We start from the raw sequence: 15,653 nt of genomic DNA on the forward strand, positions 1-15,653 counted from the left end.
CTCAGGCCTCGACCTTCGCCAGGAACTCCTGCCAGCGCGTCTTCTGCTCCTCCGTGGAGCCCTCGCGGCAGACGTGGTCGCGCAGGTCCTCGTCCCAGGTGATCGGCTCCGGGTCCTTGTCGGCGAGCTTGGACATGCCGTCGAGCAGCGTGTTGTCCATGCCCGGCAGCAGCTCCGGGATCCAGTACGCGAGGTAGTAGAAGACGCTGCGCCCAGGGCTGAAGCTGGGGTTGCGGTTCTCGTAGTTCTCGAGGCTGAAGGCCGGGTAGGCGCCGTCGCCGATCTTCTTCGGCACCTTCCAGATCGGGTAGCAGAAGGTGACGTCCCCGATCTTCCGGAACGGGGCGGGCAGCGGGAGCAGGCCACGTGAGACACGCGCGATGTGCTCGGCGACGATGTCCTCCCGGTTCGCGCCGGTGGCGACGTACTTCATGCCGCGCTCGACCGCGTAGCGGGACAGGACGCGGCGCAGCAGCCAGGTTCCCATGAACTCCAGGTCGGCGTCGGGGAAGAAGTCCCTGAACACCTGCTTGACCGAGCTGAGTTCCTTCAGTCCGGACAGCCGCGCCGTCTCCGACTCCTCGACCACGTTCAGGTCGATGCCGTGCGCCGTGCACAGCTCACGGGCGTTGTCGACCTGTGCGTCCCAGTCCGGGATGCCGAGCATCATGACGGGCACGACGCGCTCCGGTTCGAAGTAACCGGATTCCATCAGCGTGGACAGCAGCACGTTGGAGTCGCCGCCGCCCGAGGTCCCCACGACCAGGCCGTTGCTCCGGTCGCCCGGCCACTGCTTGAGCACGTCCGTGACGCTGGCGCGGACGAATTCGAAGCACTCGGCGGCGGACATCTGCGTGTGCACACGCTGGAAGGCCCCGCTGTCCTCGGTGGGGAAGGTCCACTCCGTGGTCGCCTCGGGATGCAGTCGCGCGTTGGCGGTCTCCACGCCGAGCAGCCCCGGAAGGTTGATGTTGCGGGTGACGCGCGCGAACACCTCGTCCACGTCCCCGTCGCCGGGTCGGGCCGTGGAGGCGGGAACGAAGACGGCACGCCGGTGCCCGTCGCCCCCGTGCCCCTCGATCCGGTAGGTCCACACCGCTGAGAGCGGGATGCCGTACAGCCTCAGCAATGCTCCGACGGTCGGTGCGCTCTCATGTTCAAGGAGGTACTCGCCGTGGTTGGTCTGCAACCGGACTCGCATATGCCGTTCCGTTTCGTCAGCAGGTGGATCATCGTCGATGCAAGTGCCGCTGGTGAGGCGCCGAAGCGCCTCACCAGCGGTGTCAGGACAAGAAGAAGTCCCGATGAGGGCTACGGTCAGCCGGTGGCGACGATCGAGTTGCAGCAGGAGACGGACTCCAGGCCGCTGTCCGTCGTGGCCGCCTCGCGCGCACCGAGCACGCCCAGGTTGAGGGCCGCGACCGGCTCGAACTCGACGAGAACCGCCGCCGGGGCGTTGACCAGACCGAGTTCGGTCTTCATGGTTCTCTCCTCTCATTGATGAGTGGTGCTTCTTTCAACCACGCCTGGTGACGTGGTTGTTCATGGCGGGCGTCAGGACGCCCGGTAGGGGAGGAAGACAGGCTCGGGATCCGGGGCGCCGGGGCGCAGCTGCCCCTCGGCCCGGTCGGCGATCCGCTCCGCGATGTCGCGGCAGTCGCTGATCCGGCCCTGGGCGGCGCGTTCACGCATCTCCCGTGCCTCGGGGAACACGCTCTCGGGCAGTTCCCACAGGGAACGCTGCATATCGGTGTCCATGGCGCCGGGAGACACGCAGAAGGCCCTCAGCCCGGCGGTCCTCTCCTCCGCGGCAAGGGCTTCGGTCAGGCGTTCCACCGCGGCCTTGCTTGCCGAGTACGCCGCCCAGCCGGGGCGCGCAGCGCGCGCCGAGCCGGCGGTGAGATTGACCAGTACGCCTTTGTCCGGACGGCTGCGGACATGCTCGGCGAATACCGAACTGCCATTGATCGCACCGATCAGATTGGTGCCGAGCAGCCGGTTCCATCGCGCAAGGTCGCCGTCCACGACATGAAAGGGATCCATGACGGCGGCATTGTTCACCCAGACGTCGATCCGACCGTGCCGGCAGACGACGGATTTCGAGAATTCACGCATCCGCTGCTCGTCCTGCACATCCATCGCACAGTGCATCGTGACGTCTTCCGACGTGCCGCCGGATTCGGTACGCGATATCCCTGCCACCAAGAAGCCGCGTCGCGTGAATTCTGCGCAGAGGGCTCGACCTAAGCCTCGACTCGCGCCGGTCACCACGCAAACGGGCAGGTGAGAGCCTGTTGACTTCGGCATTCCACAACCCCCGTTGCGCGATGAATGCAGCACAGATGAACGAATGCTTCAGTGAAAGTGAGGCTTCTTCTCATCTCCCCTTGCTGTAATAACCCTAGACTGGCCGGGGTGATCACTGCAAGAGTTTTCGATCTATTTTCTCGGCCGGAAATCGAGGCGCGTACCGCAGTTCATTCACTCAATGGATTCTTTGCCGCGTCTGCTGTTCCGGCGAACCTCATGGAGGACCTTCAGATAGAAGGAGACATAGCTGTCCTCGGCATGCGCGGCGTATCTTCTGGCGACCGGATGCCGTTCTGCCAGCCTGTTGATGGGCACCACCATCGCCGCATGGTGCTCCACATGGAAGTTGTTGCCGTTGGTGAACCAGCGACTGAATCTACTCCCGCTGATTGTTCGGGTATTGTGCAGTACGTCTGTATTGCCATCGATATCGCACAGGACATGCTCGGGCAGTTCCAGGAAGAAGTGGACCGGTATCGACAGCAGCAGCGGAACCGCCCACAGCATCGCCACGGTGCGGCCCTGCCCCAGGGCTGCCCCCGCGCAGGCCGCGAGCACCGCGATGCCGATGAGGCGGTACTCGTTCATGACCTGGCGTCTGGTGCGTTCCCCGATCTGTCCCCGGGTGTGGGTCCAGGCACCCGTGCAACTGCGGAGCACGTCCGCCCCGACCTGGACCAGCCGCGCCGGGTCCACCGCACCGCGGAGCAGAGCGTTCCAGGTCAGCGGCGCCCGGGTGTCGAAACCGAAGAACTCGCTGTCCTGGGGGGTGCCGAGGTACTTGTGGTGCTGCAGGTGCTGGACCCGGTAGTGGCTGTAGGCCGACAGGAGAGGAATCCCGAGCAGGACACCGACCGGCCGGTGGACCCAGCTCCTGCGGAAGGCCGAATGGTGCAGGCACTGGTGCTGCAGCTCCACCAGGTGCGTGTACATGGCGGCGAGCAGGAGGACTCCGGCGGCTGCCGCCGGCCAGGAACGGCTCAGCGCCAGGACACCGCCGGCGCAGCAGATGACGAGTGCCGCCGCAAGTTTGCCGAGAAAGACCAATTCATCCTTCCGGGACACTCGCGCCCGCTCGAACAGCACGGCCGGCGGCCCCATATCGGTGTCCACATCCCCTCCCCGTTCCCCTGCTGCGGTGCTACTGCCAGGCCACTGTCGTCTTGTCGGCGTCGGTCCGGTAAACCTGCCGTCCGGTCACCGAGTTGACGATGCGGGCGCTGCGCCAAGCCACGAGGGACAGCAGCGTGTCGTTGATGCCGTGGCCGGCCTCCGAGAATCCCTGTGTGTAGATCCGCAGGCCCTCCGGTCCGTCGAAGGCCACGGAGTAGTCGGCGTTCACCTCGAACCTGCCGTCGGTGACGGCCAGTTGCTCCTGGATCGGCTTGAGGTATTCCGGGATCTGCCTGCGGTACCCGGTGCACAGGATGACGAGGTCGGCAGGGAGCACCTCGGCGGCGCCGCGATTCTCGTCGTGCAGTGTCACCCGGTACTCGGATCCGTCCTGCTCCAGGGCGACGCCTCGGCGGGAGGTGAGCAGCCGGTGCCGCATTCCCGCTTTCAGCACATGGTCCAGGTGGTACAGGCGGCGGTAGATGGCGCCGAGCAGTTCGTCGGTGATCCCGTCCCCGCCGGCGTTCAGCTGCTCCGCGATCATCTCGGCGCGGCGCGCGGGCGGCAGCCCGTGGAAGTAGCCGGCGTACGCGGAGGAGAACCACTCGTTGGTGAACGGTGAGTCGTCCAGGGGCTGGAAGCCGGCCTTGCTGGAGGTCCAGGTGAGGGACGAGGGCAGCCCGTGCTCGTCGGACAGCAGATGGTTGACGACCTCGGCACCGCTCTGTCCGGCTCCGATCACCAGAACCCGGCGGCCCTTCCACTCGGGGCGCACATGGGTGAAGTCGCTGCTGTGCAGCACGTTCTTCCCCCGATGCGGCAGCGCGAAGGACGGAAGACGCGGTTCGGCACCGGAACCGACGACGAGGGTACGGGCGGTGCGGGCCCCGCCGCCGTCGCAGGTGACCTCGAAGCGGTCGCCCGACACCGAGACGGAATTGACCCGCGTTCCCCACCGCAGAGAGGGAAGCTGGGCCGCTGCCCACTGGTAGTACTGCTCGAACTCACGCCGCGAGCAGCTCAGGCCGTTGGCCTCCAGGAAGCGGAACGCCCTGCCCTCCTGGACGAGGAAGTTCAGGAAGGAGAACCTGCTCCTCGGGTCGACCAGGGTGACGAGGTCCCTGAAGTAGGTGACGGTCAGCTGCGAGTCCGGGAGCATCAGCCCCTGGTGCCACTGGAATCCGGGCTTGTCGTCCAGGAACCGCGTTCGCAGCTCGGGCAGCGGGTCGGTCAGGGCCGCGAGGCTCAGATTCGCGGGTCCCACACCGATTCCGATGACGTCGTAGTCAGACATTGTCGATCACTCCATGGGGGCAGCGGCAGGTCGGCGTCCCGAGGTGGCGGGCAGGACTCGGCGACACGTCGGTCATTGCCAGTACTCGTTCTGGATGCGGGCTATCCGGTCCATGAGCATGTCCTCGTCGTGAGCCTTGACCACGTACGAGTCGAGGAAGTCGGTGGAATGCCGCACTCCCCCGCGCCCGTTCCCGGCTCCGTGGTGTGCGATGTGCTCGACGACGCCGAGGTCCCCGAACCTGTCCGCGGGGATACCGCGCGACTCGCCTCCGCCGGGGTAGAACGCGATGAAGCCGCAGGTACCGGTGGCCGGGACGGAGCCGAGTGACACAGGCAGGCCGGCATCGATACGAATCTGCGCCTCGACGATGTTGAACCCGTACTGCCACTGGATGACCGGCGGGATGACACCACCGGGCGGCCGGCCCGCCACCTCGCAGAAGACGAGTTCGTCGGCTGCGGTACGGAACAGCTCCAGATGCGTGGTGCCGTCCTTGAGCCCCAGCGCGGCCAGAACGGCCGCGTTCATCTCGTGGATACGAGGGAGCAGCTCGGCGTCGTCGACGAGGACGGTCCCGAAGATGCCACCGGGAGAGTAACCGGACGGATCCGCGAGGTACTTGCCGACGCCGGCAAACCTGATCTCTCCGTCCACGACCACCGAGTCGCAGTGGTAGATCCGGCCCTCGACGAACTCCTCGACCTCGTACTGCGAGCCGGACAGGTCGAGGCCCGCAACCACGCTGCGGGCATGGTCGAGGGAGTCCACCATGTAGACGTCCTTGGCGGCGAGCCCCCATCGGCTCTTGATCACCTTCCGGCCGGTGCTCCAGTCCACCCGGTCGAGGTCCTCCGGGCGGTCGAGCGCGGAGAATGCCGGCAGCGCGGCCGCCCCGGCCTGCTGCACGGCCTCTTTCATCCGCACCTTGTCGCGGAAGCGCACCGCCGTCTCGTAGTCCATCCCGGGCAGGGAGAACTTCGAGCGCATCTCCGCCGCCAGCAACACCGCCCGCTCGTGCACGGCGATGACCCGGCCGATGGGGTGGTGACGCAGGGTCCAGGTGCAGATGTCCCGCCAACGGTCGAAATCCTCGGCGTCGCAGACGGCGACATGGTCCAGGGGATGGTCCGCGAAGCCGTCGAGACCGCCGTGGACCCGGTGACGGGTGACGAGATGGATGTCGATCTCCGAGACCGGCAGGATGTGACTGCCGCCCCGGTTGAAGTGCGAGTAGTGGTGCTTGTTGATGAAGAGCGCGGCCGCCTTGCTCATCGCCCCGCCTCCTTGCCGGATTCCGCGGGGTCCACGTCGAGGGGCCACTCCAGGGACCGTCGCACCAGGTCGAATCCCGTGAGCTGCCGGATCAGATCGGTTTCGTCGTCGTGACCGGTGGTGTGGCTTGCCGTGAGAATCCGCGCCGTGCCGTCGTGCAGCGCGAGGTGGACGAGGGCCGGGCCGTCGGTGAGTCCGGCCGTGTCGAGGAGGCCGTTCAGTGCCGCCCTGGCCGCGCGGTGCTCCTCGGGGGACAGACAGCGCTCCGGCACGAGATGCCCGGGGAGCGAAGGCGTGTGTCCCTCCTCCACGGCGGCGACCCATTGGTGCACTCCGCCCGTGCTGAAGGTGTGGGCCCTTATGCGCCGCTGCTCGCCACTCCCACCGCCGTCCCCGGCCGCGGCCAGTGCCTTCACCGCCTCGGCCGGGGTACCGATGGTCCCGAGCGTGGAGTTGGCCGTCGCCGCCGGTAAGGCTCCCCTCGCGGTCAGGGAGACGACGGCCGTGGGGTTGAGGGGGCGTAAGACGGTGTCGACGAAATCGGCGAACGAATCGTCCCCGAAATCGATCGAGTAGTAGTCCGTGTGGTCGTCGGCCAGTTCATGCACCGGCGCGCCGGGCCGCTGGACCAGTACGGTGCGGCATCCCAGGCCGTGCGCGGCTCTCGCCACGGGCACCGTCGCGTCGATGAGGACCAGAGTGTGACCACCAGGTCGCGCGGTGCTGTTCGCCCCTAACATTTCCCTCCCCAGGTCCCGCTGTCCGGATCCGTCTCGAAGTACGCGACCTCGTCCTCGACGCTGCGGAGTTCCCAGTCCTCCCTGCTGCGTATGTACCGGGGACTCTCGGCGACGATGGACTCGGTCAACGTCCGGACGCCGTCGAGGCGCCAGCGGACCGTCCCGGTGACATGGGAAGCGAGTTCCGCGGCGAAGGACTGGCAGGCCGCGCGGAGTTCCCCGAACCACCGCCCTTCGACCGCCTCACGCACCCAGACCTGCTCCAGGTGCAGCTTCTCCCTCAGCGTTTCGGCGTCCAGCGTCGCGGTTTCCAGGTGGCGGTGGGATGCCAGCAGCAGCCAGGCCGCCGGCGCCTCGCGCACTTCCAGAACCTTTGCCCCGCCGGGCAGGTGCTCCAGGCCGGTGTGCCGGCCCTGGCCGTGTGCCCCGACGGTCCAGTTCAGAGTGTCGATCAGTTCGACAAGGTCCATGCGCCGACCGTTGACCGCGACGGGAACGCCGGCCTCGAAGGAGACCGCCACCGACTCGGGGCCCGGGGTTTCCCGCCGGGCACTCCACCGGAAACAGGTCTCCGGTACCACGTGGTGCTCGGGGTCCTCGAGGATCCCGGACTCGAACTCACGGCACCACAGGTTCGAGTCGGCGCTGGCCGAACGTTCCGCCATCTCCTCCAGGCCGATGGCCCGCAGTTCTTTGGCCTTCTGCTCGCGGTGCACCGGTTCGAGTTCGTACGGACTGCCGTAGTGGCCCTGGAAGCCCAGCTGTTGCAGAGCGCCGTTCAGTCTGCGCAGCGTGTTCTGCGAGCGGTTGGCCGTATGCAGGACGACCTGGGCGCCGAGATCCTCGGCCGTACGCAGGGCGGCGCGTGCGAAGAGCGGCCGGCTCAACGATGAGCTGATGGGATACGACCCCAGGTAGAGGGCGTGCGCCGCGATCGCCGGGAGGACGAACTCCCTTGCGAAAGAAGCACGTTCGTCGAGAACGTGGAGGTGGGCACCCAGCCTGTCGGTGATCCGCCGGAGCTCGTGCTGCCTCTCGTCGCCGCCGACGTCCACGCTCACCGCGTGTACGTCGCGCGCCCCGGCCTGTACCAGCCGGTGCAGGAGATAGGAGCTGTCCAGCCCTCCGCTGAACAGCGTCACGACAGGGCGCCGCCAATCGACCTCGCGGTGCGTGATATCGCGAAAGGAGCGCACAGCCCTCGTTTTCACACTTCACGTCCTTCTGGCTCAGCTGCCCGCCGAAGGGCAGTGTCCGCATTCGGTCGACCGAGACTTTTCTCCTTGGCCGGCGGTCGCCATCAACCGCACTGTCAGGACTGTTCCTTGCGGGGAAGCGCTGAATCACGAACAGGGCCACTCAGAAGCCCTGCCACGCCGGAAAGACTTCACTTCAGGACGAAGTGCAGGTCTGCCAACAACATGTCGAACGAAGAAAGGGCGATGGTGCTGTCAATTCGACCAGAAACGCTCGCGATCACTCCTCGACAAGATCGTAGGCAGACCTCCCTTTGTCAGTCAACAGCTTTCTGTGCACGGGGAGTTGGGCACGGTCGAGCAAGTCACCCAATAGGGACAAACGTCTTGACTGTGGGCAAAGGTTGCATAATTTGAAGCCGATTTCCCATTCCGTTCGGGCTTCGTCGGGCAACCCTTGACACACTGTCAACCTCCGGCCCATGATTAGCGTGATCTTGTTCAGGTCGTGGACTTATTGGCAATGTGGCCATTGGCACTTGCGCAGGGGGGCGAGTGAGGCATGAAGCTCTGTCGTGTCCGACGTCGGCTCATGTGATGTCGACTCTTGTCACCGGACTCCGGGACGAGCCCCCCTCATTCCCCGATCGCGACCCCCACGGGTGCCGCGTACTTATTCAGCTCCGTGACGGTGCCCCGTGACAGACATTCACGCGCCCGCATCGGACAGGCAGGTGTCCGACAAGCGAGTACTGCGCGTCCTCATCGCGTCATCGGTGCTTTCAAAGGTTGCCGACTGGCAGCTCGGAATTGTGATTCCGCTGGCCGTGCTGGCCGAGTCGGACTCCGTCGCCATGTCCCTGGCCCTGTTCGCGCTGCGCGGCGTGAGCTACGTGGCGTCCCCGTTCGTGGGAGCGGTCATCGACCGGTTCGACAAGCGGACGGTCCTGGTACTCGGACTGATCCAGCAAGCGGCCTGCCTGGCTCTGCTCGCCGTGTCGCTCTCCAGCCCGCCGGCTGTCGCGCTGCTGGTGCTCCTCTCCGGAGTGGGCAGTGTGGCCTGCACCATCACGGGCCAGTTCGTGATGATTCCCCAGCTGATCAGCCCGCCGGGCCGCCCCGTGGCGGTGGCCAAACTGAACTCCGCCGTGGAGCTCTCGAAGGTGGTCGGCCTCCTTCTGGGCGGCGTCGGCTTCACGGTCTTCGGCCCGTCCGTCGCTTCACTGTGCATCGCCGGCCTGTACGTACTGGCCGGTCTGATGGCCCTGGTGCTGCCGAGGATGCCCTCCGTCCAGACCGAGATGAACCTGCGCCGTGATCTGGCGGTCGGGTTCCGCTGGGTGGGAAGGAACGAAATCCTCTGGCTCGTCGTCAGCATGTCGATCATCAATATCGCCATCGGCCAGTTGGAGCCGGCGCTGATCACCGAGTTCGCGCGCGGAGGGGTCAACACGAGCGTCATCTCGGTGCTGATGGCAATAGGCCTGTTCATGGGAGCGGTCGCCAGTCGTCTCGCCCCGTCCATTCTTCCCTCGTGGAGCACGGAACGACGCATCCTGGCGGTTCAGGTCGTCGCCTTCGTCGGACTGGCGTGTATCGCCGTCCCGGTACTGCCGGTGCGCATCCTCGGTTTCATGGTGGAATGCTTCGCCGTCGCCGTCAGTAACGTCGCATCCATCACCTACCGGCAGGAGACCATTCCTCCTGATCTGGCGGGCCGGGTCAACGCGACGATTCGCATGTTCATCACGGGTGCCGTACCACTGTCCGGTTTCCTGTACGCCTGGGCGAGCCGCTTCGACGGGTACTACTACTGGCTGCCGACTCTGATCCTCTGGGCAATAGCGATCGGGATCTGGACCCTCTACACCCGGTACCGGGAGCGTGTCACGGTCGCGGCCCCTTCGCGATAGGAATCACACCGACCGGAATCACAGCCACAGGCCGCAGACATCACAGTGGCAGATATCGCAGGACAGGAACCGCACGGCACGGACCGCACGACAGGAATTGCGCGATGGAGATCGTTGAACAGGACCACGTCGTTGTTGCCTCGGTAGATCTCGAAGAAGCCGAAAAGCGGGCTTGGGAAGCGGCCGGCACATCGGTCGACGTGGTCAGGCTCGTGGGCTCCGAGGAAGTCAGTGACGAGGTCCTGTCCCACTTGAGGTTCATGGCCCGTCCACGCTGGCTGAACTGGTGTGCCCCGGTGGCCGGTTCTGAGGACGAGTTCCTGGGGGCGCTTTCCGGAACGGAGCGCAGGAACGTCCGTCTCGGCCGCCGGTTCGTCGAGGAGCAGCGGCTTCGGCTGTGCGTGCAGCCGCGGCTGACCGAGGAGTTCATGGATGAGTTCCTGGTCGTGTACGACAGCCAGATCGCGGACATGCCCCGGGGGAAGAACTTCGCTCGTCGGTGGCGGGATCGTCTGCTGGCAGCGGCCGACGAGCATGTGAGCGTGGGCCTCAGCGACGGCACCAGCATGCTCGCCGGGTCCATATGGCGCGTCCGTCCCGAGCGGTCGGTCCTGCAGATGCGTTTCTCCGCCGCTTTGCCCGGAGCACGATCGGGCCGCGCTCTGCGTGTTCTCTATGCGGAAGCCATGGCGTACGCCCGCGAAAGCGACCTGGCCTACGCGTCCCTGGGCAACGATCCCGCACTCTTCGGGCAGGTCGTTCAGCCCGGCCTGTTCAACTTCAAGAGCCGCATGGGCTTCACGCCCGTCCCCTCGGAGCTGCTCGACCCCTCCCTCGCCGGCGAGTTCGCCGACAGGATCCTCAGCCTGCGGTCGTTCTCCGACCCCTCTCTCGTCGTCACCTGGGGGCAGCATCGCGGAACACTGCCCACCTGGCCCGATGCGGTACGCGGCGGCATCCACGATCTCCTGGTCGTGTCGGACGGCCCGCCCGAGGGGCTCCTCAGCCGCTTCCACGGGAAAGGGTTCCGGCAGTCACGGGTGGTGACGGTGGAGGAGCTCTCCGGATGACCTGAGCCCCGTCCGTGAAACGACGCGCAGAGTCGTGACGGAGTCACGGGGTCGGAGGCCGCCAGCTCTGCACCATGGTGTCGAACTGCTGCCGCATCGTGGGCCAGTCCTCGGCGGGACCGGCCATGAAGAGCGCGTACTCGGTCCCGTCCTCCTCGTAGTAGACCTGGTCGATCGCGCGGCGCCTGCCCGGATGATCCTTGATCTCGGTCCAGGTGAACTCCCAGATCGCCGAATCCGTCTGGTCGCGGTAGGTGTTGGGGTGGAGGATCACCTTCTTGTAGTCCGCGCGCTTGTCGACGATCTGCTCCAGATCGAGCAGGTGCATGTACGGATTCTCGTAGTCCGGCGACGGGTCGATGCTGATGCGGATGCGGTGGCGGCCGCTGTCGGGCGTGTAGTCGATCTGGTTGCCGTCCAGCTGCCGCGTCCAGCCGTCGGGTACGAGCAGGCTGAAGCCCTTGGGGTCGGTCACCCGGTGCCAGCCGGCGGGTACGGAACCGGTCTTGGCGGGCCCTGGGGAAGACGGCTTGGTGGCCCCTGGCGTGCTGCTCGGGCCGGCTGAGGTGCCACCGTCCCCGTTCCCGTAACGCATCGCGAGGAATCCCGCCCCACCGCCGACGACAGCGGCGAGCACGACGACGAGCAGTGCCCTGCGCCAGCGGCCGGATCGTTTCCGTGCCGTCGTGGTGGGGGCGGTGTGCGGCTCAGGGAGCGACGCGGTAGCCGCCCGCCGGTCCTCGGCGTCCACCGACTGCGTCGGTACGTACTCGTGCGCCGACTTCGGACGGCGCCCCTCCATCACCTCCAGCAGCATCCGCTCCGCCTCGGGAGTCGGCGGGCGCTGCTCGGGCTCCTTGCGCAGCAGTGCGGTGATGACGGGGCCGAGCGGTCCCGCGTGCTGGGCGGGCGGCGGCTCCTCGGTGACCACCGCCTGCATCGTGGACAGCGGTGACGTACGGCGGAACGGTGAGGTCCCCTCGACCGCGGTGTAGAGCGTGGCGCCCAGGGACCACAGGTCCGAGGCGGGTCCGGGGTCCCCGCCGCGTACCCGCTCGGGAGCCAGATAGTCGATGGAGCCGACCAGTTCACCGGTCCTGGTGATGGTCGAGTCGCCCTCGATGGCGGCGATGCCGAAGTCGGTGAGCAGAACGCGGCCGTCGGAGGCGAGCAGCACATTGCCGGGCTTGACGTCGCGGTGCAGCACTCCGGCGGCGTGCGCGGCGCGCAGTGCGCCCAGCACGTGCAGGCCGATCCGGGCGGCCTCGGCAGGCTGGATCCGGCCGGACTCCTTGGCCGCGTCGGCGAGTGACGGCCCGTCGACGTACTGCATCACGATCCACGGACGGTCGTCGTGTTCCAGGACGTCATGGACGGTGACAACGTTGGGGTGGGAGATCCGGGCGGCGGCGCGGGCCTCCTTCTGGGTGCGGGCGTGCAGCACCGTCCGGTCGGCCTCGGACACGTACAGACCGGCGGTGAGCTCCTTGACCGCGACCGTTCTGTGCAGGAGTTCGTCCTGGGCGCGCCAAACCCTGCCCATGCCGCCGCGGCCGATGCTCTCGGTCAGCCGGTACCGGCCGGCCAGCAGCAGTCCTGCGTTCGTGCCCGAGCCTTTGCTCACGCTCTGTGTGTGTTCCACGTGTCCCCGCCCCGTTCCTTGGAAAGACAGGTTACGGAGAGGAAGTACGTGCGGGGAACCGGGGGCCGCTCAGTAACTCGCACCGTGATCCGATGGTTGCGCGGCGCGGTCGCTCCCGACGGCGGGCGAGACGTCATCCGTTCGCCCGGTACGCGGCCGTGGCCTGCTGGTAGATCTCGGTGACCTTGTCGCGCCGGTCCTCGGGCCCGATCACCTGCAGCACGTGATAGCTGTCGCCGACGATGAGCGCGAGGTTGCGGACGTACACCTCACGACCGGTGCTGTCCTGCCAGGTGAACTGGCCTTCCGCCATGGCCTGCTTGCCCACGTCGATGCGGCGCAGACCGGATGCCGTGGACCAGGAGGAATCGCGGAACGGCTGCAGCTCGCGCTCCTTGTTGCGCTGATACGCCATCGGGTCCGCGCCGTTGGCCCGCACGGAGTCGCGGCCGGGGACGACGATCAGCGTGAAGTCGCCGCCGACGTAACGGACCTGACCGCTGTCGTTGATGGGTCTGCGCTGCCAGGTCTTGTCGACACCGACCCGGAAGCCTTCCGGGTCGACGCGCATGACGTACCCTTCGGCGAGGTCCACGGCGGGCGCCGAGGTCTGCGGCTGCTGTCCGTCCGGAGTCCGGGAGGGCTGCTGGGCGTCCTGGGACGAGCCGCCGGTGTCCGGTGACCGGCCGCCCCCGGGCGCGCTCGATGCCGTGCCGGCCGGGGAGGACGACGGCGGCTGTTGGCCGGTCTTCGGCATGAACAGCACGGCGTACGCGACCGCCGCGGCGAGCGCGAGCAGAATCAGGAACAGGAGGAGGCGGCCGAGCGACTTCGGGCCGCGCGGGCGTCGTTCGCGTCGCTCCTTCACCTTCTTGTGGCGGTGGCGGCGGTCGCGGACAAGTGGGGCGTCGGGGGAACCGGCCCGGCGCCTGCGGACGAGCTCGCCACGGCGGCGCACGACGGGCAACCGGGTGCCGTCGACCGACGGCAGGGGCACGACCTCGGTGCCCACGTCGGGCTCCGGCGCGGACCGGACGAGCGAGCGCAGCCAGCCGCGCAGCTCCTCGAAGTCGGGGCGCTCGGTGGGGTCCTGGCGCAGCAGCGACTCGACGACCGGGCGCAGCGGCCCGCACTCCTCGGCGAACGCGGGCGGTTCGGCGCAGACGAGCTGGACCAGCTCGGCCGCGCTCTCCTCGGGGTACGGGGCGTGGCCCTGCACCGCGCGGTAGAGCAACGCGCCGAGCGCCCACAGATCGGTGGCCGGGCCGATGGGCGGCGCCAGCTGCCAGTTCTCGTGCACCGGTCCCGCCTGCTCGGGCGCCCAGCGCTCGGTCACCGCCCCGACGACGGCGATCCGGGCCTGGCGCGCCCGCTCGGCGGCGAGCGGGGTGGCGGGGCCGCGGTAGGCGGGTGCGGGCCCGCCGGCGACCACCTCGTCCCACCTGCCGCCGGCGGGTACGGGCTCGGCGTGGACGGACGCGGGGCTCTGCCGCTGTGCGTCGGCGCGCAGGGCGTCGCGGGTGGTGCTCCCGTACGGAGACGGGCCGCCTCCCGCCGGGAGCGGTGCGGGGCCGTCCGTGCCCGGCCGGGGCCCGTCGTGCCAGGTGCCTGCCAGCTCCGCACGGCGGGGGCCGCCGGGCGGATCCCCGTACGGGCTGCGGGGCCCGGTCCCGTAGGTGTCTTCGGCCTCGTCGGCGTCCTCGGCGTCGTACCCGTCGTCGCTGTCGTACGCCTCGTCGTCCGCGGGCCGGGACCACCACTGCGGCGCGGGCAGTCCGGCGCGCGGGGCGGGAAGGGCGCCGCCGGGACGTGGCGCGGGCAGGGTGGCGCCGCGGCCGCCGTCCGGCTCGTCCCACACACCGGGGTGGTGCAGCCGCTCGACACCGTCGGGGACGCGCCCCGAGGGCGGCAGAAGCCCCGGGTGGCGGTCGTCGTCGCCGTGGAGCTCTTCCGCACCGCCCTGGCCATGACTCCCGGCCTGGGAGCGGCCCTCGGCCGGGGGCTGCGTCCAGGTCCGGTGGCGTGCTTCGTCCTGTCGGCCGGCTTCCTCCTGCGACTGGTGGCGCACGAGGCCCCCGGGCCCGGCCTGTCGGTTCTCGTCCTGGCGGCGGTCGTCGTCCTGGCGGCGGTCCTCGCTGACGCGGGCCGCGGCGCGGGCACCCGCCCGGTAGGCGGCGATGGCACCGGCGCGTGCGGCCCGCGAGTCCCCGGCGGTCTCACCGAATCCGTACCCGTAGGCCGGAGCTGTGTACGGGCCCTCCGCCCGGCCGGCGCCCGGCGGGGGGCCGGGCGCGGGTGCCCCGCCCACGGCCGTCCTGCCGTACTTCTGCGGCGGCAGGTACGGCTCCGCGGTGTGCACGGGATCGGCCGGATCCGGGGAGTCGTCGACGAGCTCCGCGTCCTCCACGGGCTCAGCTTCCTCCACGGGCTCCGGCACCGGCGCGTATCCGCACAGGGCCTCCTCCGCCGCGCCCGCCGCGAGGCCCGTCAGCACGACCCGGCCGTCGTCGCAGACGAGAACCGTACGGACGGTGATGTTGCGGTGGGTCCAGCCGTGTGCGTGGAGGGCGCGCAGGGCCGTGAGCACGTCCGAGCCGATCTCCGCCGCCCGGTAGGGATTCAGCGGTTTCTCCGCGAGCAGCGCCGCCAGCGGCCGTGCCGCGACGAGTTCACTCACTATCCAGAGCGAACCGCCCTCCGCGAACACGTCGAAGACCTGGTCGAGGCGGGGGTGGTCGGGAATCTGCGCGGCGGCCTGGGCGGCCTCGACGGCCCGCCGCACCGCCGGATCCGTGGGCCGCCGGGTGGTACGCCCCGACGCCCGGCGGGACGCGGGAAGCCCCCCGAAGCCGTCCGCGTCGAGCACTTCGGCTTCCACGACCTCCGGCAACGGCAGTTGACGGACGAGGACTTCCTGGCCGCTGTAGGTGTCGAAGGCGCGGGTCTCGACCAGTTCGTACTCGTCGGAGGGCGGCAGCGGCAGGCGATAGCGGTCGGCGAGCACCCGTCCCGCATAGTCGTCCACGACGCCTCCCCACAGCGCTGTTTCCCGGCTCGGTTCACCTCCGGGGCGCGCCGGTCCCTGTCGACGCGCTCCTTC

At 68.4% G+C, this 15,653-nt stretch carries 12 protein-coding genes; 2 read left to right on the plus strand and 10 right to left on the minus strand.

Translation table 11 applies throughout. From position 1 onward, the window contains the following. Position 1 precedes the first annotated feature (1 nt). The 8 genes from ACZ6ZQ_RS28255 to ACZ6ZQ_RS28290 form a co-directional block, all read right to left on the minus strand. A complete protein-coding gene (locus tag ACZ6ZQ_RS28255; RefSeq protein ID WP_469771322.1) occupies positions 2 to 1,201 on the minus strand; it encodes an adenine nucleotide alpha hydrolase family protein in 1,200 nt (399 codons plus the stop codon). 116 nt (positions 1,202 to 1,317) lie between these two features. Continuing rightward, positions 1,318 to 1,482: a hypothetical protein gene (locus tag ACZ6ZQ_RS28260; protein WP_469771323.1), complete on the minus strand. Its 165-nt coding sequence runs from the start codon at positions 1,480 to 1,482 to the stop codon at positions 1,318 to 1,320. A 72-nt stretch (positions 1,483 to 1,554) separates the two neighbouring features. Next, positions 1,555 to 2,268: an SDR family oxidoreductase gene (locus tag ACZ6ZQ_RS28265; protein WP_469771324.1), complete on the minus strand. Its 714-nt coding sequence runs from the start codon at positions 2,266 to 2,268 to the stop codon at positions 1,555 to 1,557. Between the two features lie 213 nt (positions 2,269 to 2,481). Then, a complete protein-coding gene (locus ACZ6ZQ_RS28270) occupies positions 2,482 to 3,423 on the minus strand; it encodes a fatty acid desaturase family protein (RefSeq protein WP_469771325.1) in 942 nt (313 codons plus the stop codon). A gap of 28 nt (positions 3,424 to 3,451) precedes the next feature. Next, entirely contained in the window at positions 3,452 to 4,717 is a 1,266-nt protein-coding gene (locus tag ACZ6ZQ_RS28275; RefSeq protein WP_469771326.1) for a lysine N(6)-hydroxylase/L-ornithine N(5)-oxygenase family protein, read from the minus strand. Positions 4,718 to 4,789: 72 nt separating this feature from the next. Then, positions 4,790 to 5,992: an ATP-grasp domain-containing protein gene (locus ACZ6ZQ_RS28280; protein WP_469771327.1), complete on the minus strand. Its 1,203-nt coding sequence runs from the start codon at positions 5,990 to 5,992 to the stop codon at positions 4,790 to 4,792. Then, complete coding sequence (locus tag ACZ6ZQ_RS28285; RefSeq protein WP_469771328.1) at positions 5,989 to 6,732, minus strand: hypothetical protein; 744 nt, start codon at positions 6,730 to 6,732, stop codon at positions 5,989 to 5,991. Before ACZ6ZQ_RS28285 ends, ACZ6ZQ_RS28280 begins: the two co-directional genes overlap by 4 nt. Next, positions 6,726 to 7,943, minus strand: a complete 1,218-nt coding sequence (locus ACZ6ZQ_RS28290; RefSeq protein ID WP_469771329.1) for an argininosuccinate synthase-related protein — start codon at positions 7,941 to 7,943, stop codon at positions 6,726 to 6,728. Before ACZ6ZQ_RS28290 ends, ACZ6ZQ_RS28285 begins: the two co-directional genes overlap by 7 nt. Positions 7,944 to 8,626: 683 nt before the next feature. Between ACZ6ZQ_RS28290 and ACZ6ZQ_RS28295 the strand changes: the two genes are divergently transcribed. Next, positions 8,627 to 9,841 carry an MFS transporter gene (locus ACZ6ZQ_RS28295; protein WP_469771330.1) on the plus strand — a complete coding sequence of 405 codons (1,215 nt, stop codon included), beginning with the start codon at positions 8,627 to 8,629 and terminating at the stop codon, positions 9,839 to 9,841. Between the two features lie 104 nt (positions 9,842 to 9,945). Then, positions 9,946 to 10,911, plus strand: a complete 966-nt coding sequence (locus ACZ6ZQ_RS28300; protein ID WP_469771331.1) for a hypothetical protein — start codon at positions 9,946 to 9,948, stop codon at positions 10,909 to 10,911. 43 nt (positions 10,912 to 10,954) lie between these two features. Here ACZ6ZQ_RS28300 and ACZ6ZQ_RS28305 read toward each other — a convergent pair whose 3' ends face one another. Then, entirely contained in the window at positions 10,955 to 12,535 is a 1,581-nt protein-coding gene (locus ACZ6ZQ_RS28305) for a serine/threonine-protein kinase (RefSeq protein WP_469771332.1), read from the minus strand. Between the two features lie 151 nt (positions 12,536 to 12,686). Continuing rightward, positions 12,687 to 15,578: a protein kinase gene (locus ACZ6ZQ_RS28310; RefSeq protein ID WP_469771333.1), complete on the minus strand. Its 2,892-nt coding sequence runs from the start codon at positions 15,576 to 15,578 to the stop codon at positions 12,687 to 12,689. Positions 15,579 to 15,653 lie beyond the last annotated feature (75 nt).

Source organism: Streptomyces sp. NPDC053673 (genome assembly GCF_055585225.1).